The organism is Xanthomonas translucens pv. undulosa, from assembly GCF_017301775.1.
In the GTDB taxonomy this organism is placed as follows: domain Bacteria; phylum Pseudomonadota; class Gammaproteobacteria; order Xanthomonadales; family Xanthomonadaceae; genus Xanthomonas_A; species Xanthomonas_A translucens.
Map to the genome: position 1 here is coordinate 357918 of NZ_CP063993.1, position 21032 is coordinate 378949.

Below are 21032 nucleotides of genomic sequence, written 5' to 3' on the forward strand. Positions count from 1 at the left end.
GCGTCGCCGATTCGCGTTCTTGATTTTACGAGTCCCGAGTCCCGACGCGGCGCGTCAGAGCCGCACCAATCGCTCGATCGCCGCATCCAGCGTCGCTTCATTCTTGGCGAAGCACAGCCGGGCCAGGCGCTGGCCGGGCGGCGGGGTCTGGTAGAACGGCGACAGCGGGATCGCGGCCACGCCCTTCTCGATGGTCAGCCACTTCACGAACTCGGTGTCGGGCAGGTCGCTGATGGCCGAATAGTCGACCAGCTGGAAGTAGCCGCCCGGCACCGGCAATGGCTTGAGCCGGGTGGTCAGCAACTGTTCGCGGAAGCGGTCGCGCTTGGCCTGGTAGAACGCGCCGAGCTGTTCGTCGTGTTCGGGCTCGTCGCGGATCATCGCGGCGAAGGCGTACTGGGCCGGGCCGAAGCTGGTGAAGGTGTTGTACTGGTGGACCTTGCGGAATTCGGCGCTGAGCGCCGGCGGTGCGATCGCGTAGCCGATCTTCCAGCCGGTGCAGTGGTAGGTCTTGCCGAAGCTGGAGATGACGAAGGCGCGTTCGCGCAGTTCCGGCCAGCGCAGCACCGATTCGTGGCGGCGGCCGTCGAATACGATGTGCTCGTAGACTTCGTCGGAGATCAGCAAGATGTCGCTGCCGCGCAGCAGGTCGGCGACCGCCTGCAAGTCGTCGGCGCCGAGCATCGCGCCGGACGGGTTGTGCGGGCTGTTAAGGATCAGCAGCCGCGTGCGCGGGGTGATCGCCGCGCGTACCCGCTCCCAATCCACCGCGAAGGTCTGCGGGTCCAGCGGCACGTGCACCGCGCGCGCGCCGGCCAGGTCGATCGCCGGTTCATAGCTGTCGTAGGCCGGATCCAGCACGATCACTTCCTCGCCCGGCCGCACCACCGCATGGATGGCGTTGAACAGCGCCTCGGTGGCGCCGCTGGTCACGGTGACTTCGGTATCGGGATCGACCTGCGCGCCGTAGCAGCGCAGCGCCTTGCCGGCGATCGCCTGGCGCAGCACCGGCACCCCGGTCATGGGCGGATACTGGTTGTGGCCATCGCGCATCGCCTGGGCGAGCGTGTCGATCAGCCGCGCCGGCGCGGCGAAGTCGGGAAAGCCCTGGCCCAGGTTGACCGCGCCGTGCTCGGCGGCCAGTTGCGACATCACGGTGAAGATGGTGGTGCCCACCTTGGGCAGCTTGGTCTGCGGATGCATGCGTCGGTTATGTGAACGGGAAAGCGTCGAGTGTACGCAAAGCCGCTTGCCGGCAATGCATCGCCGCCGCGCAAAACAGCGTTCTTCACATGGTCCCACTGTGCCGGCGCCGCAGTCGCCGCGGCACCGCCTGCGCCGGGCGGTCGCATGCCGATACAATGCGCGCCTTCCCGCACCCACCGCCTGCCGCTGCGTCCGTCCCGGCGCGGCCCTCCGCCGATGACCGATCCGCTGCATTCCCCGCCGCCGCTGCTGGCCGCGCATGGGCTCACCTTCGCCCGCGACGACGCCGCCGTGTTCGGCCCGCTGGACTTCCATCTGGATGCGGGCGAGGCACTGCTGGTGCAGGGCGACAACGGCGCCGGCAAGACCACCCTGCTGCGGGTGCTGGTGGGGCTGCTGCGCGCCGAGGCCGGACGCATCGAGATCGACGGCCGCCCGGTGCGCCGCGGCGACCGCGCGCGCTACATGGCCTACCTGGGGCATCTGGGCGCCCTGAAGGCGGACCTGAGCACGCTGGAGAACCTGCACTATTTGTGCGGCCTGCAGGGCCGCCGCGCCAAGCAGATGCCGGGCAGCGCACTGGCCATCGTCGGCCTGTCCGGCTACGAGGACACCCTGGTGCGGCAGCTGTCGGCCGGGCAGAAGAAGCGCCTAGCGCTGGCACGGGTCTGGCTATCGCCGGCGCCGCTGTGGCTGCTCGACGAGCCCTACGCCAACCTCGACTTGGACGGCATCACCCTGGTCAACCGGATGATCGCCGCGCACCTGCGCAGCGGCGGCGCGGCGCTGGTCACCACCCATGGTGCCTACGCCGCGCCGCCGGTGCGCACGCGCATGCTGAGCCTGAGCGGAGTGGCCGCATGAGCCTGGCCGCACCGCTGCCCTCGTTGTGGCAGGCCACACGCGCGCTGCTGCTGCGCGACCTGCGCCTGCTGTGGCGGCGCCGCGGCGACGCGCTGCAGCCGGCGTTATTCGCGTTGCTGATCGTGGCCCTGTTCGCACTGGCGCTGGGCAACCAGCCGCGCCTGCTCGGCGAGGTCGCCGGCGCCGCGCTGTGGCTGGCGGCGCTGCTAGCCGGACTGCTGGCGCTGGACAGCCTGTTCCGCGGCGACGCCGAGGACGGCTCGCTGGAGCAGTGGCTGCTGGCGCCGGTGCCGCTGGCCTGGCTGGTGCTGGTGCGGGTGCTGCTGCACTGGCTGACCACCGCGCTGCCGCTGATCGTGGCGACCCCGCTGCTCGGCGAATTGCTGCACCTGCCGCATGACCGCATGCCGGTGCTGCTGGCATCGTTGGCGCTGGGTACGCCGCTGCTGAGCCTGATCGGCGCGGTGGTGGCGGCACTGACGGTGAGCATGAAGCGCGCCGGGATCCTGGTCGCGCTGCTGGCGCTGCCGCTGTACGTGCCGGTGCTGGTGTTCGGCGCCGGCAGCGTGGCGGCCGTGGCGCAGGGCCTGGACCCCGGCGGCGGCCTGCTGCTGCTGGCAGCCGGGCTGGTGCTGGGCCTGGTGCTGGCGCCGCTGGCGGCGGCGGCGGCGATCCGCATCTCGTTGAGCTGAGCGTGTCGGCGCCGCGTGCGCGCGGCGCGCGCCGTACCATCTGGTCTATTGTTGAAGCACTGTCACCGCACCGTCGCAAGCCCTCCGCCCGCTAGAATCGACCGCATGTCCTCCGTCGTCCGCTGGTTCCACCAACTCGGTTCGCCCCCCGCCTTCGACCGCTTCGCCGCGCGCTGGACGCCGTGGTGCTACCTGGCGGCGCTGCTGCTGGGCGGGTTGGGGATCTGGCAGGCGCTGTTCGTGGTGCCGGCCGACCGCCTGCAGGGCGACGCCTTCCGCATCCTCTACATCCACGTGCCCAGCGCGTGGATGAGCCTGTTCGTGTTCGGGCTGATGGCGCTGTACGCGGCGATCGCGCAGGTGTGGCGGATCAAGCTGTGCGAGGTGCTGGCGATGGCCTGCGCGCCGATCGGCGCCGCCTTCACCGTGATCACCCTGCTGACCGGCAGCATCTGGGGCAAGCCGATGTGGGGCGCCTGGTGGGACTGGGACCCGCGCCTGACCACCGAACTGATCCTGCTGTTCCTGTACATCGGGGTGATGGGCCTGTACCTGGCGATCGAGGACCGCCGCAACGCCGCGCGCGCGGCCGGGTTGCTGGCCATCGTCGGCGTGGTGCTGCTGCCGGTGATCCGCTATTCGGTGGTGTGGTGGAACTCGCTGCACCAGGGCCAGACCATCCGCCTGTTCGGCCAGTCGAGCATGGCCCCAAGCATGCTGCCGCCGCTGTGGCTGATGGTGGCGGCGACCAAGTTCTGGTTCGCCGGCGCGCTGCTGGCGCGCGCGCGCGCCGACAACCTGCGCCGCGAGGCCGGCAAGGATTGGGTGGCGAAACTGGCGGAGGCGCGCGCATGAACTACCTGCCCTACGTGATCGGCGCCTATGCGGTGTTCGTCGGCGTGCTGCTGGCCGACTTCGTGCTGGCGCGGCTGCAGCTGCGCGGCGCCCTGCGCGCGGCGCGGCTGCGCGCGCAGCGCAAGCAGCAGCCCAAGCCCGACCCGGCCACGCTGGACCTGAGCCGATGACCCTGCAACGCAAGCGCCGCCTGCTGCTGTTGATGCTGCTGGTGCTGGCCGCCGGCCTGACCACCACACTGGTGGCGATGGCCCTGCAGCGCAATACCGCCTACCTGTACACCCCGGCCGAAGTGCTGGCCGGCCAGACAGGCGAGCACGCGCGCTTCCGCCTCGGCGGCATGGTCGAAAAAGGCTCGTTCCAGCGCGCGCCCGGTTCGTTGCTGGCGCGGTTCCGGGTCACCGACGGCGATGCGCAGCTGACCGTCAGCTACGACCGGATCCTGCCCGACCTGTTCCGCGAGGGCCAGGCGGTGGTGGCCACCGGGCGCATGCGCGACGGCGTGTTCGTGGCCGAGGACGTGCTGGCCAAGCACGACGAGACCTATATGCCCAAGGAACTGGAAGACAAGATGGGTAGTGCGCATCGGAAGCATGCTGTGGCGGAGACGGCGCAGTGACTGGAGCGTTTTGCGGGACTCGGAACTCGAGACTCGGGACTCGTAACAGCCAACGCCCAGGCCGCGCGCGGCCCCGCTTTTCCGGGTCCCGAGTCCCGAGTCCCGAGTCCCGGCCCCATGCTCCCTGAACTCGGCCAAATCCTGCTCATCCTGGCCCTGCTCGCCGCGCTGCTGCAGGCGGCGCTGCCGCTGGCCGGCGCGCAGCGCGGCGACGCGCGCTGGATGGCGGTGGCGCGGCCGGCGGCGTTCGCGCAGCTGGCGCTGGTCGCCGGTGCCTTCGCGGTGCTGACCCATGCGTTCCTGGTGCAGGATTTCTCGGTGGCCTACGTGGCCGAGAATTCCAATTCGCTGCTGCCGCTGATCTACCGCTATTCGGCGGTGTGGGGCGCGCACGAAGGCTCGCTGCTGCTGTGGACGCTGATCCTGGCGCTGTGGACCGGCGCGGTGGCGCTGTGCTCGCGCAGCCTGCCGGCGCCGGTGGTGGCGCGGGTGATCGGCACGCTGGCGCTGGTCAGTCTGGGCTTTTTGGCATTCCTGCTGTTCACCTCCAACCCGTTCGCGCGGCTGCTGCCGGCGCCGCTGGAAGGCCGCGATCTCAATCCGCTGCTGCAGGACCCGGGCCTGGTGATCCACCCGCCGCTGCTGTACGCCGGCTACGTCGGCTTCGCGGTGCCGTTCGCGTTCGCGATCGCCGCGTTGCTCGACGGCCATGTCGATGCGCGCTGGCTGCGCTGGACGCGGCCGTGGACGAATGTCGCGTGGGGTTTCCTGACCATCGGCATCGCGCTGGGCAGCTGGTGGGCGTACTACGAGCTGGGCTGGGGCGGCTGGTGGTTCTGGGACCCGGTGGAGAATGCCAGCTTCATGCCGTGGCTGGCCGGCACGGCGCTGCTGCATTCGCAGGCGGTGACCGAGAAGCGCGGCAGCTTCACCGCGTGGACGCTGCTGTTGGCGATCGCCGCGTTCTCGCTGTCGCTGCTGGGCACGTTCCTGGTGCGTTCTGGCGTACTGACCAGCGTGCACTCCTTCGCCGCCGATCCCGGCCGCGGCTTGTTCATCCTGGTGTTCCTGAGCCTGGTCTGCGGCGGCGCGCTGCTGCTGTACGCGCTGCGCGGCGGACGCATCGGCGCCAGCACCGGCGACGAGCGCCAGCGCTTCGCCGCGTCCTCGCGCGAGACCTTGCTGCTGGCCAACAACCTGCTGCTGACCTGCGCCTGCGCGATGGTGCTGCTGGGCACGCTGTATCCGCTGCTGGCCGACGCGCTCGGGCTGGGCAAGCTGTCGGTCGGCCCGCCCTACTTCGGCACCTTGTTCGTGGTGCTGATGGCACCGCTGGTGGCGTTGCTGCCGTTCGGCCCGCTGACCCGGTGGCAGCGCGAACAGCCGTCGCGGCCCCTGGCGCTGCTGGCGCCCTGGGCCGGGCTGGCGCTGCTGGCCGGCGTGCTCGGCTTCTTCCTGGCGCCGCAGGGCCCGTGGAAGACCGCCGCCGGCGTGGCCGGCGCGGCCTGGGTGCTGCTGGGCAACGCACGCTTCGTGTGGAGCCGCTTCCAGCTCAAGGGCAGCCGCTTCACCGCCGAAATGCTGGGCATGACCCTGGCGCATGCCGGCATCGCCGTGTTCCTGACCGGCGCGCTGCTGGTGGAAGCGCTGGATCAGCAACGCGAAGTGGCGCTGGCGCCGGGGCAGAGCCTGCAGATGGGCCGCTACCGCTTCGCGTTCCAGAGCCTGGACCAGCTCCGCGGCCCCAACTACCTGTCCGAACGCGCGCACGTGCAGGTGCTGCGCAACGACCGCCCGCTGGCGCTGCTGCATCCGGAAAAGCGCGTCTACGCCAGCGGCGGGCAGAGCCTGAGCGAGGCCGGCATCCATCCCGGCCTGTTCGGCGACGTCTATATCGCCCTGGGCGAACCGCTGGGCGGCAACGCCTGGGCGATGCGCCTGCATGTCAAACCGTTCGTTCGCTGGATCTGGCTCGGCGCGGCGCTGATGGCGCTCGGCGGCTTCGTCACCGCCGGCGACCGGCGCTTCCGTCGTTCCCCGGAGAAATCCTGATGTCCGCTCCTGCTCCACGTCGTCTGCCGCTCGCCGCCATCGTGCTCGGCGCCCTGTTCTTCATCGGCCTGCTGGCACTGATGTTCTATGCGGTGCAACGTTCCGGCATGGCCGATCGCGATGCGCTGCCGTCGGCGCTGATCGGCAAGCCGGCGCCGGCGTTCGAACTGCCGGTGCTGCACGATGCGTCGATCCGCGTGCGCAGCGCCGAGCTGCGCGGCGCGCCGTACGTGCTCAACGTCTGGGGCAGCTGGTGCGCCACCTGCCGCGAGGAACACCCGGTGCTGACCCGCTTCGCGCTGACCAAGCGGGTGCGGGTGATCGGCTACGACTGGAAGGACACCCGGCAGGATGCATTGCACTGGCTGGAGCAGTTGGGCAATCCGTTCTTCGTGGTGCTGTTCGATCCGGACGGGCGCACCGCGATCGACTGGGGCGTGGCCGCGGCGCCGGAGACCTTCCTGGTCGATGCGCGCGGCGTGGTGCGCTGGAAGCATTCCGGCGCCTTGACCGACCGGATCGTGCAGGACGAACTGCTGCCGGCGCTGCTGCAGGCCGAACGCGACGCGCCGACCGCCAGGCAGGGCCGGGCCACGCCGTGACGCGCCGCTGGCACGCGCCGCTGGTGCTGCTGGTGCTGCTGGCGTGCGCCGGACACGCCAGCGCGCAGCCGGTGGCCGATCCGACCCCGCTGGCGTATCGCTCGGCGGCCGAGGAAGCGCGCTTCCATGCGCTGACCGCCGAACTGCGCTGCGTGCAGTGCCAGAACCAGTCGCTGGCCGACTCGCATGCGCAGATCGCGCTGGACCTACGCCGCGAAGTGCTGCAACTGATGCAGCAGGGACGTTCGGACGCGGAAATCAAGCGCTTCCTGGTCGATCGCTACGGCGAGTTCGTGCTGTACCGGCCGCAGGTGGAAGCGCGCACCTGGCTGCTGTGGTTCGGGCCGTTGCTGCTGTTCGGCGCCGGTGCGCTGCTGCTGATCTGGGTGGTGCGCCGCCGCGCGCCGGCTGGCGCGGCGCCGCCGGCGCAGGAGGAACAGGAATGGTGAGCCGATGCTGAGCTGGGGCATGCATGCCGCAGCGGCGGTGCTGGCCGCGCTCGTGTTCGGCGCGGTGCTGTGGCCGTTGCGGCGTGGCCACGGCCGTTGCGACGCGGCACTGCTCGGGGTCGCGGTGCTGGCGCTGGGCATGGCCGCCGCCGTGCTGTACGCGCTGGTCGGCACGCCGCGCGCGCTGCGGGCGCAGAACCGCGAAGCGCCGCGCAATCTCGAAGACGGCGTGGCGCAACTGCAGGCGGCGCTGGCCAAGGATCCCAACCGCGCCGAAGGCTGGGCGCTGCTGGCGCGCTCGCAGATGTCGCTGGGCCGCCCCAACGAAGCCGCCACCGCGCTCGCCCGCGCCGTGCAGCTGGCGCCAGACGAAGCGCAATGGCTGGTGCAGGCGGCCGAAGCGCGCGCGTTGGCCACGCCGCAGCGCCAGTTCGATGCGCAAGGCGTGGCCTGGCTGCGGCATGCCTTGCAGGTCGAACCGAACAACGAGCGCGCCGCCTGGTTCCTGGGCATCGCGCAGCGCCAGCGCGGCCAGCATGCCGAGGCCGCGGCGACCTGGGAAGCGCTGCTGCCGCGCGTGGATGCCGCCACCGCCGCCGCGCTGCGCCCGCAGATCGATGCGGCGCGCGCCGATGCCGGGTTGCCGGCGCTGCCGGCTGCTGCGCCAGGCGCCGCGGCACCGGCACAGGCAAGCGCGACCGCAGCGGCGAACGCCGCATCAGCGCCTGCATCCGCCGCCGTTGGGACGCTGACCGTCTCGGTGTCGCTGGACCCGGGATTCGCCGCACGGGTGCGTCTGCGCGGCGACGCCAGCGTGTTCGTGATCGCGCGCGTGCCCGGCGGCCCGCCGATGCCGGTCGCGGTGCAGAAGCATTCGCTGCAATCGCTGCCGCTGCGCGTGACCCTGAGCGACAGCGACAGCCCGATGCCGACGCAGACGCTGTCGCAGCTCAAGCAAGTGCAGGTGCTGGCGCGGCTCTCGAACAGCGGCAACGCGATGCGCCAGGAAGGCGACCTGGAATCGGCAGCGGTGACGGTGACGCTGCCGACGGCGAGGCCGGTGGAGTTGGTGATCGGGAAGCAATAGCTCGGCTTTCCTGTAGAAGCGGCTTCAGCCGCGACACCGGCGCCGGGAACATGTCGGTTGCGGGGAATACCTGTCGCGGCTGAAGCCGCTCCTACAAGGGCGCACCTGACGCCACACGCACGCCGCGTCCGCCGCGGCACGGATAGAATCGGCGCATGACCGAATTCATTCCTCCCGGCAGCCGCTTCCTCGCCCTGCCCTCGCCGTTCCCGATGAAGCGCGGCGGCCAGCTGCGCGAGGCGCGCGTCGCCTACGAGACCTGGGGCACGCTGGCGGCGGACCGCAGCAATGCGCTCCTGATCGTCACCGGCCTGTCGCCGGACGCGCATGCCGCCGCGCATGCCGACGACCCCAGCCCCGGCTGGTGGGAGGCGATGCTCGGCGCCGGCAAGCCGATCGACACGCAGCGCTGGTTCGTGATCTGCGTGAATTCGCTGGGCAGCTGCAAGGGCTCGACCGGCCCGGCCTCGCCGCATCCGGACGACGCGCAACCGTATCGCCTGCGTTTCCCGGAGCTGTCGATCGAAGACGTGGCCGATGCTGCCGCGCACGTGGTGCGCGCGCTGGGCATCGAGCGGCTGGCGTGCGTGATCGGCAACTCGATGGGCGGCATGACCGCGCTGGCGTTGCTGCGCCGGCATCCTGGGCTGGCGCGCAGCCATATCAACATCTCCGGCAGCGCGCAGGCCTTGCCGTTCTCGATCGCGATCCGCTCGCTGCAGCGCGAGGCGATCCGCCTGGATCCGAACTGGAATGGCGGCGATTACGACGAAACCACCTACCCCGAGTCGGGCATGCGCATGGCGCGCAAGCTGGGCGTCATCACCTACCGTTCGGCGCTGGAATGGGATGGCCGCTTCGGCCGTGTGCGGCTGGATTCGGAGCAGGCCGACGAGGATCCGTTCGGCCTGGAATTCCAGGTCGAAAGCTATCTGGAAGGCCATGCGCGGCGCTTCGTGCGCCGCTTCGATCCGAACTGCTACCTGTACCTGAGCCGTTCGATGGACTGGTTCGACCTGGCCGAATACGCCGGTGGCCACGTGCTCGCCGGGCTGGCGACGATCCGCATTGAGCGCGCGCTGGCGATCGGCGCCAACACCGACATCCTGTTCCCGGTGCAGCAACAACAGCAGATCGCCGACGGCCTGCGCGCCGGCGGCGCGCAGGCGCAGTTCCTGGGCCTGGACTCGCCGCAGGGACACGACGCGTTCCTGGTCGATTTCGCGCGTTTCGGGCCGGCGGTGAAGGGGTTTTTGGACGCGCTTTAGCCGATCCTGCAGCAGCGGCTGGCATCGCGCTTCGTTGTCGGGCGGGGATGGGATTGGTTTACCGCTCCGTTCGTCGCGGCTGAAGCCGCTCCTACAGAGAGCTTCTTGCGACCGAGGGCATCTGCTGCTTCATGTAGGAGGGGCTTCAGCCCCGACATGTAGTTCGGTCCTGAGATGTGGTCGCGAACAGATGGCTCGCGACTTCGCTCGTCGCGGCTGATCGTCCGGCCACACGGAACCGCTCGCGCGACAGAACAACGGCATGCTGCTGCCCTTTGTGGGAGGGACTTCAGTCCCGACTGCATCCACCCTCGGCACAGGCGCCGCTCCGATCATCGCGACCGATACGCGCGATGCTACGGCTCGGCCTGCAACCGCCCCTGCTGCATGCGATAGCGCGTATGCACCACGCCATCGGGCAGCGCGTCGTGGCTGATCAGCAGCAGGCTGCGTTGGCCCAGCGCCTGGGTCAGATCGCGCAGCAAGGCCTGTGCGGTGTCCACGTCCAGGCCTTCGGTAGGTTCGTCCAGCACCAGCAGCGGTGCGTTGCGCAGCAGCGCGCGGGCCAGAGCCAGGCGCCGTGCCTGGCCGGCGGACATGGTCGCGCCGTTCTCGCCCAGCCAGGCATCCAGGCCGCCGACTTCGTGCAGCCATGCGTCCAGGCGCACGTCGGCGAGCGCGCGCTGCAAGCTGGCGTCGTCGGCATCGATCGCGCCCAGGCGCAGGTTGTCGCGCACGCTGCCGGCGAACACCGGCGCGCCCTGCGGCAGCCAGGCGATGCGCTGGTGCCATTGCGCCTGGGCCAGCTCGCGCAGGTCCACGCCGGCATAACGCACGCTGCCATGCTGCGGATCCCACAGCCGCAGCAGCAGCGCCGACAACGTGGTCTTGCCGCTGCCGCTGTCGCCGCAGATGGCCACGCGCTCGCCCGGGGCGATACGCAGGTCGATGCCGTCGAGCACGTGCCGGGTCTCGCCGGGCCAGGCGAAGACGACCGCGTCGAACTGGACGTCGCCGGCGGCGGGCAGCGGCTGCGGCTGCGCGGCGTCGGCCACTGGCGCGCGCTGGCCGGCGATGGCCTGCAGCCGCTGCGCGGCGACGCGGCCGGATTGCAGCGCCTGCCAGGCCAGGCCGGCACCGGCCCAGACTTCGAGCAGGGCCACGCTCAGGAACAGCAGCCCGGCCGCCTGTTCGGCACCGATCAGCTCGGCACGCGCCGCGCCCAGCGCCAGCCACAGCATCGCCAGCAAGCCCAGCGCGGCGCACAGCGCGTGCAGCGCGTTGCCGCCGATCAGGCGCTGCCGCTGCTGCCGGTCCTGCGCGCGCAGGTCCTGCGCGCTGGCGTCCACGCGCGCGATCCAGTCGGCCTGCGCGTCCAGCGCGGCCAGGTCGGCGGCGCCTTCAAGGCCTTCGTAGGCCAACGTGCGCAAGGTTTCGCGCTGCTGCGCGCGGCGCTGCTCGCGCACACGGCCGCCGCGCGCGACCACCCAAGGCACGCCGGCGCCGATCGCCAACGCCAGCAGTGCCAGCAGCGCCGCTGCCGGCCAGTAGATCGCCGCCGCCGCGGCCACGCCGGCCACGCCGACGCCCAACAGCGCCGCCAGCGGCGCCAAGGCGCGCACCACCAGGCCATCGACATCGCCGATGTCGGACATCAAGCGCGACAGCAGTTCGCCGGTGCGGCTGGTACCGAGCCTGGCCGGCGCCAGCGGCAGTGCGCGGCGGAAGAACCACACGCGCAGGTCGCGGGCGATGCGCAAGGTGGCGTCGTGGCCGACCAGCTTTTCGCCGTAGCGCGAGGCGATGCGGGCGAAGGTCAGCGCGCGGATGCCGGCCGAGGGCGAGAAGAAATTGAAACCGCTGCCCATGCCGGCCACGCCGGCCAGCGCCGCGGCGGTCAGGAAGCCGCCGGACAGGCCGAGCAGGCCGACCCCGGCCAGCATCGTGCACAACAGCAGCAGCGCGGTCAGCAGCAGGCGGCCGAGGTGGCGGCCGAACACGCGGCGCAGGTCGTCGCGCACCGGCCCGCTCATGATGCGGCTCCGGTCGCGTCGTCCGCCGCGCCACGTGCCGGCAGCCGCAGCACGCTATCGGCCCAGCGCATCGCCGCTTCGCTGTGGGTGGCGACGATCACGCTGCGGCCGTGGCTGAATGTCGCCAGCGTGCGCAGCAGTTCGGCCTCGGTGTCCGGATCGAGGAAGGCGGTGGGTTCGTCGAGCAGCAACAGCTGCGGATCGCGCAGCAGCAGCCGCGCCAGGCCGATGCGCCGCGCTTCGCCGCCGGACAGGCCGAAGCCACGTTCGCCGATCACGGTGTCCAGGCCCCGCGGCAAGCGCGCGGCGAAGCGCATGACCTGCGCCGCATCGGCCGCGGCGTGCAACTGCGCGGCGCTGGCCTGCGGCGCGGCCAGGCGCAGGTTGTCGGCGATGCTGCCGTGGAACAGATACGGGCGCTGCCCGGCGTAACCGACGCGCAGTCCGGGCCGCAGGTGCAGGCTGCCGGCGCGTGGCGGCAGCCAGCCGGCCAGTGCTTCGAGCAGGGTGCTCTTGCCGCTGCCGCTGGGTCCGACCAGGGCCAGGCGCTGGCCGGGCTGCAGGGTGAAGGACAGCTCGTGCAGCGCGTCGCAGCGCGCGCCTTGCGGGCGCAGGGTCAGTCCCTCGGCGCGCAGTAGCGGCTGTGCGGTCGCTGCCGGCATCGCCAGCGCCATGGGCACTGCGGGAACTGAAGGCTTTTCAGGCACTGCGAGCGTTGCAAGCACCGCAGGCGTTGGCAGTGCTGCAGGCGATGGCACTGCGGATTCATCAGGCGCCGTCGGCATTGCGGGCGCAGCAGGTGGCACAGACAACGGCGGCGCAAGCGATGCGAGCGCCGGCGCGGCAACCGCCGGCGACGACACAGACGGCGCCAGCGCCACCGCCGAATCCGGCAACGCACCAAGCAGGCGCTCCACCTCGGCCGCCGCGGCCAGCGCGTTGGCGCGGTCGTGGTAGTGCGCGGCCAGGCGCCGCAGCGGCGCGTAGAACTCCGGCGCCAGCAGCAGGCAGAACACGCCCACGCCCAGGGTCGGCACCGCCGCGTGCAGCGCGATCATGCCCAGGTAGCTCAGGCCCAGGTACATCGCCACCATCGCCACGCTGACCGAGGCGAAGAACTCGAGCACGGTCGAGGACAGGAAGGCAATGCGCAGCACGTTCAAGGTGCGTTCGCGCACGCCCTCGGCGGCGGCGGCGATGCCGCGCAGTTCGTCCTCGCCGCGGCCGTACAGGCGCAGCAGGCCCAGGCCCTTGAGCCGGTCGGCGAAATGCCCGCCCATCCGCGCCAGCTCGCGCAGCTGGCGGCGACCGGCGGCTTCGGCGCCCCAGCCCACCAGCATCATGAAGATCGGCACCAGCGGCGCGGTGCACAGCAGCAGCAGGCCCACCACCCAGTCGCTCCAGCCGACCGCGAGCAGGATCAGCAGCGGCACCACGCTCACTTCCAGCCGCGCCGGCTGGTAGCCGGCGTAGTAGCCGTCCAGCGCGTCGCCGTGGGCCAGCAGCAGTTCGCCCAGTTCGCCGTTGCGCTGGCCGCGCAGCCACAGCGGGCCGCGCTGCAGCAGGCGCCGGTACACGCGCCGGCGCAGTTCGAACTTCGCCGCATCGGCGACATCGCCGGCGGCGCGCTGCGCGCAGGCGCCGAGCAGCGCGCGCACAGCCAGCACCAGCGCCAGCACCGCAAAAGCGGGCAGCGCCTGCGGCAACGCGCCACGCTCCACCAGCAAGGCCTGCAGCAACCAGGCGATGGCGCCGGCCTGCACGATCAGCAGCGCCCCGGACAGGCCGATCGCGGCCGCGGCCAGCCGTTGCCGCCCGCGCGCCGCCGCCGCCAGCGACGCCAACCAGCGCACGCGTTGCTGCCGCAGGTGCGGCGACTCGGCAGGCGGTGCGGCGGAGGACTCGGCGGGATCGGTCAAAACGGACTCGGCGCGGCAAACGGGCCGCCATTGTAAGTCGGCATCCCGGCCGGGAGCGCCGCGTGCCGTCATGGTGCCGATCGCGGCCGGAACCCGCATTGATCTGGATCAAGGCCGCGCGCGCGGCGGAAGCGGAACATCGGCTTCAACCTACCGCCACCCGGCCACCCAGATGCATATTTTCCACGAGGTAGCACAGCCATGATCGACACCACTGTCGTCGAGCTGTCGCGGCTGCAATTCGCCATGACCGCGATGTACCACTTCCTGTTCGTGCCGCTCACGCTCGGCCTGTCGTTCATGATCGCGATCATGGAAAGCGTGTTCGTCATGACCCGCAAGGAGGTCTGGCGGCGCATGGCGCTGTTCTGGGGCATGCTGTTCGGCATCAACTTCGCAATGGGCGTGGCCACCGGCATCGTCATGGAATTCCAGTTCGGCATGAACTGGTCGTACTACAGCCACTACGTCGGCGACATCTTCGGCGCGCCGCTGGCGATCGAAGGGTTGATGGCGTTCTTCCTGGAAGCCACCTTCATCGGCCTGTTCTTCTTCGGCTGGAACACGCTGCCGCCGGTCAAGCACCTGATGGTGACCTGGCTGATGGCGCTGGGCACCAACCTGTCGGCGGTGTGGATCCTGATCGCCAACGGCTGGATGCAGAACCCGACCGGCGCGGTGTTCAATCCGGACACGATGCGCATGGAAGTGGCCGATTTCATGGCGGTGGTGTTCAACCCGGTGGCGCAGGCCAAGTTCGTGCACACGGTCAGCGCCGGCTACGTGACCGGCGCGGTGTTCGTGATGTCGATCAGCGCGCTGTTCCTGCTGCGCGGCACGCACCGCGACATCGCGCGGCGCTCGTTCGCGGTGGCGGCCGCGTTCGGCCTGGCGTCCTCGCTGTCGGTGGTGGTGCTCGGCGACGAGAGCGGGTATGCCGCCAACGAACACCAGAAGATGAAGCTGGCCGCGATCGAGGCGATGTGGGAGACCGAGCAGGCCCCGGCCGACTTCACTGCGTTCGGCATCCCCAACCAGGCCACACGCAAGAACGACTACGCGATCAAGGTGCCGTACCTGATGGGGCTGGTCGCCACGCGCTCGCTGGACACGCCGATTCCCGGCATCCTGGAGCTGGTCGGCCGCGCCGAGCACCGCATCCGCGGCGGGCAGATCGCCTACGGCGCGCTGGAGCGGCTCAAGGCCGACCGCAACGACGTGCAAGCGCGCGAGGTGTTCGATCGTCATTGGCAGGACCTGGGCCACGGCCTGCTGCTCAAGCGCTACCGCGACGACATCCTCAACGCCACCCCGGAAGAAATCTCCAAGGCCGCGCTGGACACCGTGCCGCGCGTGCTGCCGCTGTTCTGGACGTTCCGGGTCATGGCCGGCCTGGGCTTTTACCTGATCGCCTTCTTCATCGCCGCGATGTGGTTCTCGTGCAAGCACACCTTCGAGGACAAGCGCTGGTTCCTGAAGCTGGCGCTGTGGTCCCTGCCGGCGCCGTGGATCGCGATCGAATGCGGCTGGTTCGTCGCCGAATACGGCCGCCAGCCGTGGGCGGTGGAAGGCGTGCTGCCCACCTTCTACGCCGCCTCCGGCCTGGCCCTGCACGAGATCGTGATCACCCTGGCCGGCTTCGTGGCGATCTACAGCGTGCTGCTGGTCATCGAGATCAAGCTGATGCTCAAGGCGATCCGCAAGGGCCCGGACCATCTTTCCGCGCTACTGCAGCCGACCCCGCGCCCCGCCGCGCCCCTTGCCGCACCTGCGGCCGCCGCTCAACGCTGATCCCGGCAGGAGAATGACGATGGACTTCATTGCATTGGACTACACCACGCTGCGCCTGATCTGGTGGCTGCTGCTCGGCATCCTGCTGATCGGTTTCGCGGTGATGGACGGCTTCGACCTGGGCGTCGGCGCGCTGCTGCCGTTCGTGGCCCGGAACGACGCCGAACGCCGGCTGGTGGTCAACACCATCGGCCCGGTCTGGGAAGGCAACCAGGTCTGGCTGGTGCTCGGCGGCGGCGCGATCTTCGCCGCCTGGCCGCCGCTGTACGCAGTCAGCTTCTCCGGCTTCTACCTGGCCATGTTCGTGATCCTCTTCGCGCTGATCCTGCGCCCGGTCGGGTTCAAGTTCCGCGGCAAGCTGCCCAGCCAGCGCTGGCGCAACGGCTGGGATTGGGCGCTGTTCGTCGGCGGCTTCATTCCGGCGCTGATCATGGGCGTGGCGGTGGGCAACGTGATGCTGGGCGTGCCGTTCCACTTCGACGACACCCTGCGGGTGTTCTACACCGGCAGCTTCTTCGGCCTGCTGATGCCGTTCGCGCTGCTCGCCGGCCTGCTCAGCGTGAGCATGCTGGTGGCGCACGGCGCGGCGATGCTGGTGCTGAAGACCGACGGCCCGGTGGCCGAGCGCGCAGCCAGCTACGGCAGCGTGGCGGCGCTGGTGGCGTGCGCGCTGTTCGCCGCCGCCGGCGTGTGGGTGGCGCTGGGCCTGCCCGGCTACGCGGTGACCTCACCGGTGGTCACCGACGGCGCCACCAACCCGCTGCTGAAGACCGCGGTGCTCGGCGAGGTCGGCGGCTGGATGCGCAACTACCAGGCGATGCCGCTGACCGGGCTGGCGCCGCTGGCCGGCCTGCTCGGGCTGCTGCTCAGCGCGGTGCTGCTGCACAAGCGCCGCGGCGGGCTGGCGTTCATCGCCTCGGGCGCGGCCATCGCCGGCATCATCCTCACTGTCGGCTTTGCGATCTTTCCGTTCCTGCTGCCCTCCTCCAGCCAGCCCGGCTCCAGCCTGACCGTATGGGACGCCTCCAGCAGCCGCCTGACCCTGTGGATCATGCTGCTGGCCACCGCGCTATTCCTGCCGATCATCATCGGCTACACCAGCTGGGTATACCGGGTGCTGAAGGGCAAGGTCAGCGCCGCATCGCTGGACGACAACCCCAACGCGTACTGAGTGCGTTCAACCCGCTCGCATAGGAGACTGCAGCATGTGGTATTTCGCCTGGATTCTCGGTGTCGGCCTGGCCTCCACCGCCGCCATCCTCAACGGCATGTGGTTCGAGGCCCGCGAGGGCGCCGCCCCGGACGCCGCCGACTGAAATTTTTTCGCAAAGGATCTTGCCGAATGCGGGCGACCCCCGTATCATGTGCGGCTCCTTCGGGGTGTAGCTCAGTCTGGTAGAGCGCTACGTTCGGGACGTAGAGGTCGCAGGTTCGAATCCTGTCTCCCCGACCAGTTTCACGGTCACAAAAAGCCTGGAAAACGTCAGTTTTCCGGGTTTTTTTGTGCCCACAGAGCGCAGCCCGGTGGAGCCGCCTCGCACAAGCGGGCCTGCCGCCGCGTGCGGCGGGTCCGCACTCTTGCCGCCACCAACCGCGCAGCGGCAGCGCGGTCGCGCACGCCGCGAACCGCCCACACCCGCCTGCTGCACCGCCACCACATCCTTGGCCCGCGCGCTGCAGCAGGCTGCGGCCGCGCGACCATGCCGTTTGCGGAAACGAGTCGATATCCAGCAGCACGCGCGAACCGGCGCGCGGCGATGTAACAGACCGCGCGCATGCGTGCTCTGCGAGGAACACGCGACGATGCGCGCCGATCATGAACGTGACTGGCTTCGTTCGGCCATTGCGCGCGCTGGTTAGCTGAGCAGACAAATCCGGCGCCGAATTCGCATAGGGCAGCGTCGCTTCGGAATCGCGCCATTGCATTCCAGACCCGCTACTAAGATGCGCATCGCGTTTATCCAAACGCTCCAAATACTTTCTATGGATACTAAAAAATCATGCATCCGTCCCCATCGATAAACTCATCCTTGCTCACTCCGCTGATCACGCCGGCGCAGCATCCGCACACCGATGCGAACGCATCGCAGCCCGACCTGGAACAGGGCAACATCCATACTGACCTGCCCGTCGCAGTGCTAAGCAGGCCGCCGCGTCGCGGCTTGAAGGGCCAGCAAGCCACGAACGCCACAACCTCGGCGAACACGGCCAGCGGCCGCGCCGCCTCGGCCGAAGCACAGCAATCGCTGCAGCCAGTATCCGCTGATGCGGTTGCGGGCAAAACCTTGCATGCCGGCGCGGTGCGTTTGGAGAATCGAAGGCTGGTTTCCGACGATCCGGTCATCCATGCATTGCTGTCGTTCGCGCAAGCCAACGAGCCGCTGCAAGCGCGGATCGCAAGTAATCCCGATGCCCCCACGACATTGGAAATATGCGCTCACCCTGACCTCGAGGACGCGCTGGAAGCGTTCAAGGACGCCTTCATGGTCAAGCACGCGAATCTGCTTTCCCCCACGGATCCGTCGGGTGCGCGCGTTTACGATGATGTCAAGGGAGACATTCATATTGCCGTGTTGCAAAAAGCCATCGAAAAAGGCGCAAACGCGTTTGGGGAAAATGCACAGATCTCCCACGACGGCGAAGCGTTGACTGCAGCACAGTTCCTGGCCTTGCATGCCCCCAGCATCCACTGCAACGACGACGTTCTGGAGGTGAACGTCAACCAACGCGTCCGCTGCGACCGCGATCTGCTGGTGCGCCTGGGCGCGCAGTCGCTGCTGCACGCCGCCACCAAGAAAGAGACGGATCCAATCGGGCTGTTGGGCAGCCTTGCCGCGAGCAGCGGACTCGGCTCGCTGTGGGAATTGAAAGCGGCGCAGGCGCTGAAGGACACCGTCTTCGGCGCCCACTATTCGCCGAGCAAGCATGCGCTGCAATTGGCAGGCATCGATTCGGTCCCGCCCATGCTGATCGAGACATTGGACACGATGTGCGTGCTGTCCATCATGCAGCGCATGAAAGGCGAGAGCGAACCGCTGAGCGCTTTGCTGCGCAAGGCCACCACGGCCGGCGCGATTTCCTCGGTACTTTCCTTTCCCAACAACCTGTTGCAATACGCCGGCTTCAAGTCACGGCCGGCGGACCTTGCCGCCAACGTGCTGACGACCGAAGCGGCCATCTTCGGCTCAGCCTCGGGGATTCCGCCCGAAGTGAAGGAAAACGAGGAACACCTGCGCGCTGGCCTGTTCCAGAGCATGAGAGCGGGCATGCTCGCGGCGCCTGCCGACGCAGCCTCGGCGCGGCAAACGGTCGAGCAGATGACCAAGCATGCGCTGGAGATCGGGCCAGGCGAAAGCACGGCGGTGAAATCCATGGGCGTGGCCGCGATGGTCGGCCTGATCCCGTTGATCGCCGGCGACAAGGCGACCGGACTGCTGTCGGAACGGGTCTTGCGCATCTTCCGCAGCACCGTGTTCAATCCGATCGAGGCAATCGCGCTCAACGCGCTTGCCCTGAGCAGCCGCGTCACTATCCCCAAGGTCTTCGATTCCCACGATACCAAGCACGCACGTGTCGCGCAGGCCATTCTCATGCGTGCCAGCCAACAGATGGATGCCGGAGAACGCACGATCAGCCCAGAAGAGTTACACGAGAAGCTCGGCCAGCAGCGTAATTTCCTACACCGACTCGGCACAGTTATCGTCGATGGCATGAACGCGATGTTCGAATCGGTTCCGAGCGTGGTGCGCAAACTCGGCTATGGCGAGCCGCCCTTGGATGAGCGCATTCCGTATCAGGATCTGCATGTGCCGTTGCCGCCACCGCCGGCATCGCAGACATCGCAGGCATCGCAGGCGCCTCCGGCAACGCACGCAGCGCCGATACCGCCAGTGTAGCCCTGCCCGAGACGGCAGCGAGCGCGCTGCGACGGTCACCGGCGGTTCGCCACCGGTGACCCTGCGCGGTGTGCCACGGCATGCCGGCCAAGCGAGCGGCCGCCGCCACGCCGGTCTGGCGGCCGCGTGCAGTGCGGCCGCCAGACTGCCGCGCCGGCGCCGCCATCGACGGCTGTGCGCCTGGCGCCCGCCCGCTCAGCGCACCGGCAGACCGATGTAGCTCACCTGCTGCGGCGTGTGCCAGATGCGCTGCGTGGCCTTCTGGTAATCGCCGGGCTGGACCGGCCAGCCTTTCGTAGACATCCAGTTGCCATAATTGATGGCAATGACCGAGGTGTTTATGGGCAACAGCAAGCAGTACACGGATGAGTTCCGTGCCGAGGCGGAGAGGCAGGTGATCGAGCGTGGCTTCACGGTGGTTGACGTCGCCTCCCGCATAGGGATTCCCAAGCACACGTTGTATGGCTGGGTGCAGGCGGCCAAGAAGACGGTACCGGCCCCTGGAGCCCCGGCCGCGCCGAGCGACTCGGCCGAGATCCGCCGGCTCAAGGCTGAGCTGCGGCGGGTAACCGAGGAGCGCGACATCCTAAAAAAAGCCGCCGCGTACTTTGCCAAGGGGTAAGGGCGAAGTACGCGTTCATGCGCGCGCACGTCCGGGAGTTCCGTCTGGTGGCGATGTGCCGGGTGCTGGACGTGCAACGCAGTGGCTACTACGCCTGGCTGCGCCATGGCGCCAGTGCTCGCGAGCGCGAAGATCAGCGTCTGCTGGGGCTGATCAAGCACCACTGGCTGGCCAGCGGCACGGTGTATGGCTATCGCAAGATCACCCTGGACCTGCGCGAGGCCGGCGAGCGCTGCAGCCGGCACCGCGTCCTGCGGTTGATGAAAGCAGAAGGCCTGCGTGCCCAAGTCGGCTACGGCCGCAAGCCACGTCATCACGGTGGTCCCGTGGGCGTGGTGACCAATGTGCTCAACCGGGAATTCGCGCCACAGGCGCCGAACAAGGTCTGGGTCACGGACATCACCTACATCAGGACCTACGAGGGCTGGCTGTTCCTGGCGACGGTGATGGATCTGTACTCGCGGCAGATCGTCGGCTGGGCGACGGCGTCGACGATGACCAGCGATCTGGTACTGCAGGCGCTGGTGGCGGCAGCTTGGCGGCGCAAGCCGGGCCCAGGTGTGCTGGTGCATTCGGATCAGGGCTGTCAGTTCACCAGCAGCGACTGGCAGTCGTTCCTGAAAGCGCACCGGATGGTGCCGAGCATGAGCCGACGCGGGAACTGCCACGACAACGCCGTGGCCGAGAGCTTCTTCAGCGTCTTGAAGAAGGAGCCGATCAAGCGGCGGATCTACCCGACACGCGCCGTGGCAGCATCGGACGTGTTCGACTACATCGAGATGTTCTACAACCCGATCCGCCGGCATGGTTCCGCTGCCGGGCTGTCACCTGTAGAGTTTGAAAGGCGCTACGCGCAGAGCCGCAACTGAGTGTCTACGGAACTCTGGCCAGTCCACCCACGCTTCCATCATCTTCCGCCACTTCTCCAGCATCTTGCCGCGCTTGTATGCGGCTTTGGCCTTATCCGTTATCTCATGCGCAATCGCCGCCTCTGACCGGTCATCGGGGAAGTCGGTGATCTGGCTCGCCCAGTCCTTAAGCGGGGCGCGGCGAAGCCGCGGGGGACAGGCTGCGTGG

General features: G+C 69.2%; 18 protein-coding genes and 1 tRNA gene. 16 read left to right on the forward strand and 3 right to left on the reverse strand.

Going from position 1 to position 21032, the window contains the following annotated elements:
- Positions 1-54: 54 nt before the first annotated feature.
- Positions 55-1203: a pyridoxal phosphate-dependent aminotransferase gene (locus tag ISN38_RS01345; protein WP_047324869.1), complete on the reverse strand. Its 1149-nt coding sequence runs from the start codon at positions 1201-1203 to the stop codon at positions 55-57.
- Positions 1204-1422: 219 nt separating this feature from the next.
- Here ISN38_RS01345 and ccmA point away from each other — a divergent pair, with 219 nt between their 5' ends.
- The 10 genes from ccmA (at position 1423) to metX (ending at position 9694) form a co-directional block, all read left to right on the forward strand.
- Positions 1423-2070: a heme ABC exporter ATP-binding protein CcmA gene (gene ccmA / locus ISN38_RS01350; protein WP_058359079.1), complete on the forward strand. Its 648-nt coding sequence runs from the start codon at positions 1423-1425 to the stop codon at positions 2068-2070.
- On the forward strand, positions 2067-2762 hold the full coding sequence (gene ccmB / locus ISN38_RS01355; RefSeq protein ID WP_108084911.1) for a heme exporter protein CcmB: 696 nt from the start codon (positions 2067-2069) through the stop codon (positions 2760-2762). The genes ccmA and ccmB overlap by 4 nt, the downstream gene beginning before the upstream one ends.
- A 105-nt stretch (positions 2763-2867) precedes the next feature.
- On the forward strand, positions 2868-3617 hold the full coding sequence (gene ccmC, locus ISN38_RS01360; protein ID WP_108084910.1) for a heme ABC transporter permease CcmC: 750 nt from the start codon (positions 2868-2870) through the stop codon (positions 3615-3617).
- Complete coding sequence (locus ISN38_RS01365) at positions 3614-3787, forward strand: heme exporter protein CcmD (RefSeq protein WP_003474125.1); 174 nt, start codon at positions 3614-3616, stop codon at positions 3785-3787. The genes ccmC and ISN38_RS01365 overlap by 4 nt, the downstream gene beginning before the upstream one ends.
- The gene (gene ccmE / locus ISN38_RS01370) at positions 3784-4236 is read left to right on the forward strand and encodes a cytochrome c maturation protein CcmE (RefSeq protein ID WP_047324866.1); all 453 of its coding nucleotides are present in this window, start codon (positions 3784-3786) and stop codon (positions 4234-4236) included. Before ISN38_RS01365 ends, ccmE begins: the two co-directional genes overlap by 4 nt.
- Before the next feature lie 117 nt (positions 4237-4353).
- Positions 4354-6288, forward strand: coding sequence for a heme lyase CcmF/NrfE family subunit (locus ISN38_RS01375; protein ID WP_003473238.1), 1935 nt, complete (start codon positions 4354-4356; stop codon positions 6286-6288).
- Positions 6288-6890: a DsbE family thiol:disulfide interchange protein gene (locus ISN38_RS01380; protein WP_003473237.1), complete on the forward strand. Its 603-nt coding sequence runs from the start codon at positions 6288-6290 to the stop codon at positions 6888-6890. The genes ISN38_RS01375 and ISN38_RS01380 overlap by 1 nt, the downstream gene beginning before the upstream one ends.
- On the forward strand, positions 6887-7339 hold the full coding sequence (locus tag ISN38_RS01385; protein ID WP_003473236.1) for a cytochrome c-type biogenesis protein: 453 nt from the start codon (positions 6887-6889) through the stop codon (positions 7337-7339). Before ISN38_RS01380 ends, ISN38_RS01385 begins: the two co-directional genes overlap by 4 nt.
- A 4-nt stretch (positions 7340-7343) precedes the next feature.
- Positions 7344-8426, forward strand: a complete 1083-nt coding sequence (locus ISN38_RS01390) for a tetratricopeptide repeat protein (RefSeq protein WP_206712021.1) — start codon at positions 7344-7346, stop codon at positions 8424-8426.
- Between the two features lie 155 nt (positions 8427-8581).
- Positions 8582-9694 (forward strand): homoserine O-acetyltransferase MetX, encoded by a 1113-nt coding sequence (gene metX / locus ISN38_RS01395; RefSeq protein WP_003473450.1) that lies wholly within the window; start codon positions 8582-8584, stop codon positions 9692-9694.
- A gap of 356 nt (positions 9695-10050) precedes the next feature.
- On the opposite strand, the gene cydC is transcribed toward metX, so the two are convergent.
- Both cydC and ISN38_RS01405 read right to left on the reverse strand, forming a co-directional pair.
- The gene (cydC, locus tag ISN38_RS01400; RefSeq protein ID WP_058195698.1) at positions 10051-11727 is read right to left on the reverse strand and encodes a thiol reductant ABC exporter subunit CydC; all 1677 of its coding nucleotides are present in this window, start codon (positions 11725-11727) and stop codon (positions 10051-10053) included.
- Positions 11724-13646, reverse strand: coding sequence for an ABC transporter ATP-binding protein/permease (locus ISN38_RS01405; protein WP_058195699.1), 1923 nt, complete (start codon positions 13644-13646; stop codon positions 11724-11726). The genes cydC and ISN38_RS01405 overlap by 4 nt, the downstream gene beginning before the upstream one ends.
- A gap of 201 nt (positions 13647-13847) precedes the next feature.
- Here ISN38_RS01405 and ISN38_RS01410 point away from each other — a divergent pair, with 201 nt between their 5' ends.
- The 6 genes from ISN38_RS01410 to ISN38_RS01435 all read left to right on the forward strand — a co-directional run bounded on the left by ISN38_RS01410 (position 13848) and on the right by ISN38_RS01435 (position 20824).
- On the forward strand, positions 13848-15437 hold the full coding sequence (locus ISN38_RS01410; RefSeq protein WP_058363353.1) for a cytochrome ubiquinol oxidase subunit I: 1590 nt from the start codon (positions 13848-13850) through the stop codon (positions 15435-15437).
- 19 nt (positions 15438-15456) lie between these two features.
- Positions 15457-16608 carry a cytochrome d ubiquinol oxidase subunit II gene (gene cydB / locus ISN38_RS01415; protein WP_003470311.1) on the forward strand — a complete coding sequence of 384 codons (1152 nt, stop codon included), beginning with the start codon at positions 15457-15459 and terminating at the stop codon, positions 16606-16608.
- Between the two features lie 34 nt (positions 16609-16642).
- Positions 16643-16753 carry a cytochrome bd-I oxidase subunit CydX gene (gene cydX / locus ISN38_RS01420; RefSeq protein ID WP_003470310.1) on the forward strand — a complete coding sequence of 37 codons (111 nt, stop codon included), beginning with the start codon at positions 16643-16645 and terminating at the stop codon, positions 16751-16753.
- 60 nt (positions 16754-16813) lie between these two features.
- Positions 16814-16890, forward strand: a tRNA-Pro gene (locus ISN38_RS01425).
- 547 nt (positions 16891-17437) lie between these two features.
- Positions 17438-19333 (forward strand): XopB/HopD1 family type III secretion system effector, encoded by a 1896-nt coding sequence (xopB, locus tag ISN38_RS01430; RefSeq protein ID WP_206712022.1) that lies wholly within the window; start codon positions 17438-17440, stop codon positions 19331-19333.
- Between the two features lie 340 nt (positions 19334-19673).
- Positions 19674-20824 (forward strand): IS3 family transposase gene (locus tag ISN38_RS01435; RefSeq protein WP_199222607.1). Its coding sequence is split into 2 segments (ribosomal slippage): positions 19674-19929 and positions 19929-20824, totalling 1152 coding nucleotides; the frame shifts between segments, so codons are not numbered across the junction.
- The last annotated feature ends 208 nt before the right edge of the window (positions 20825-21032 follow it).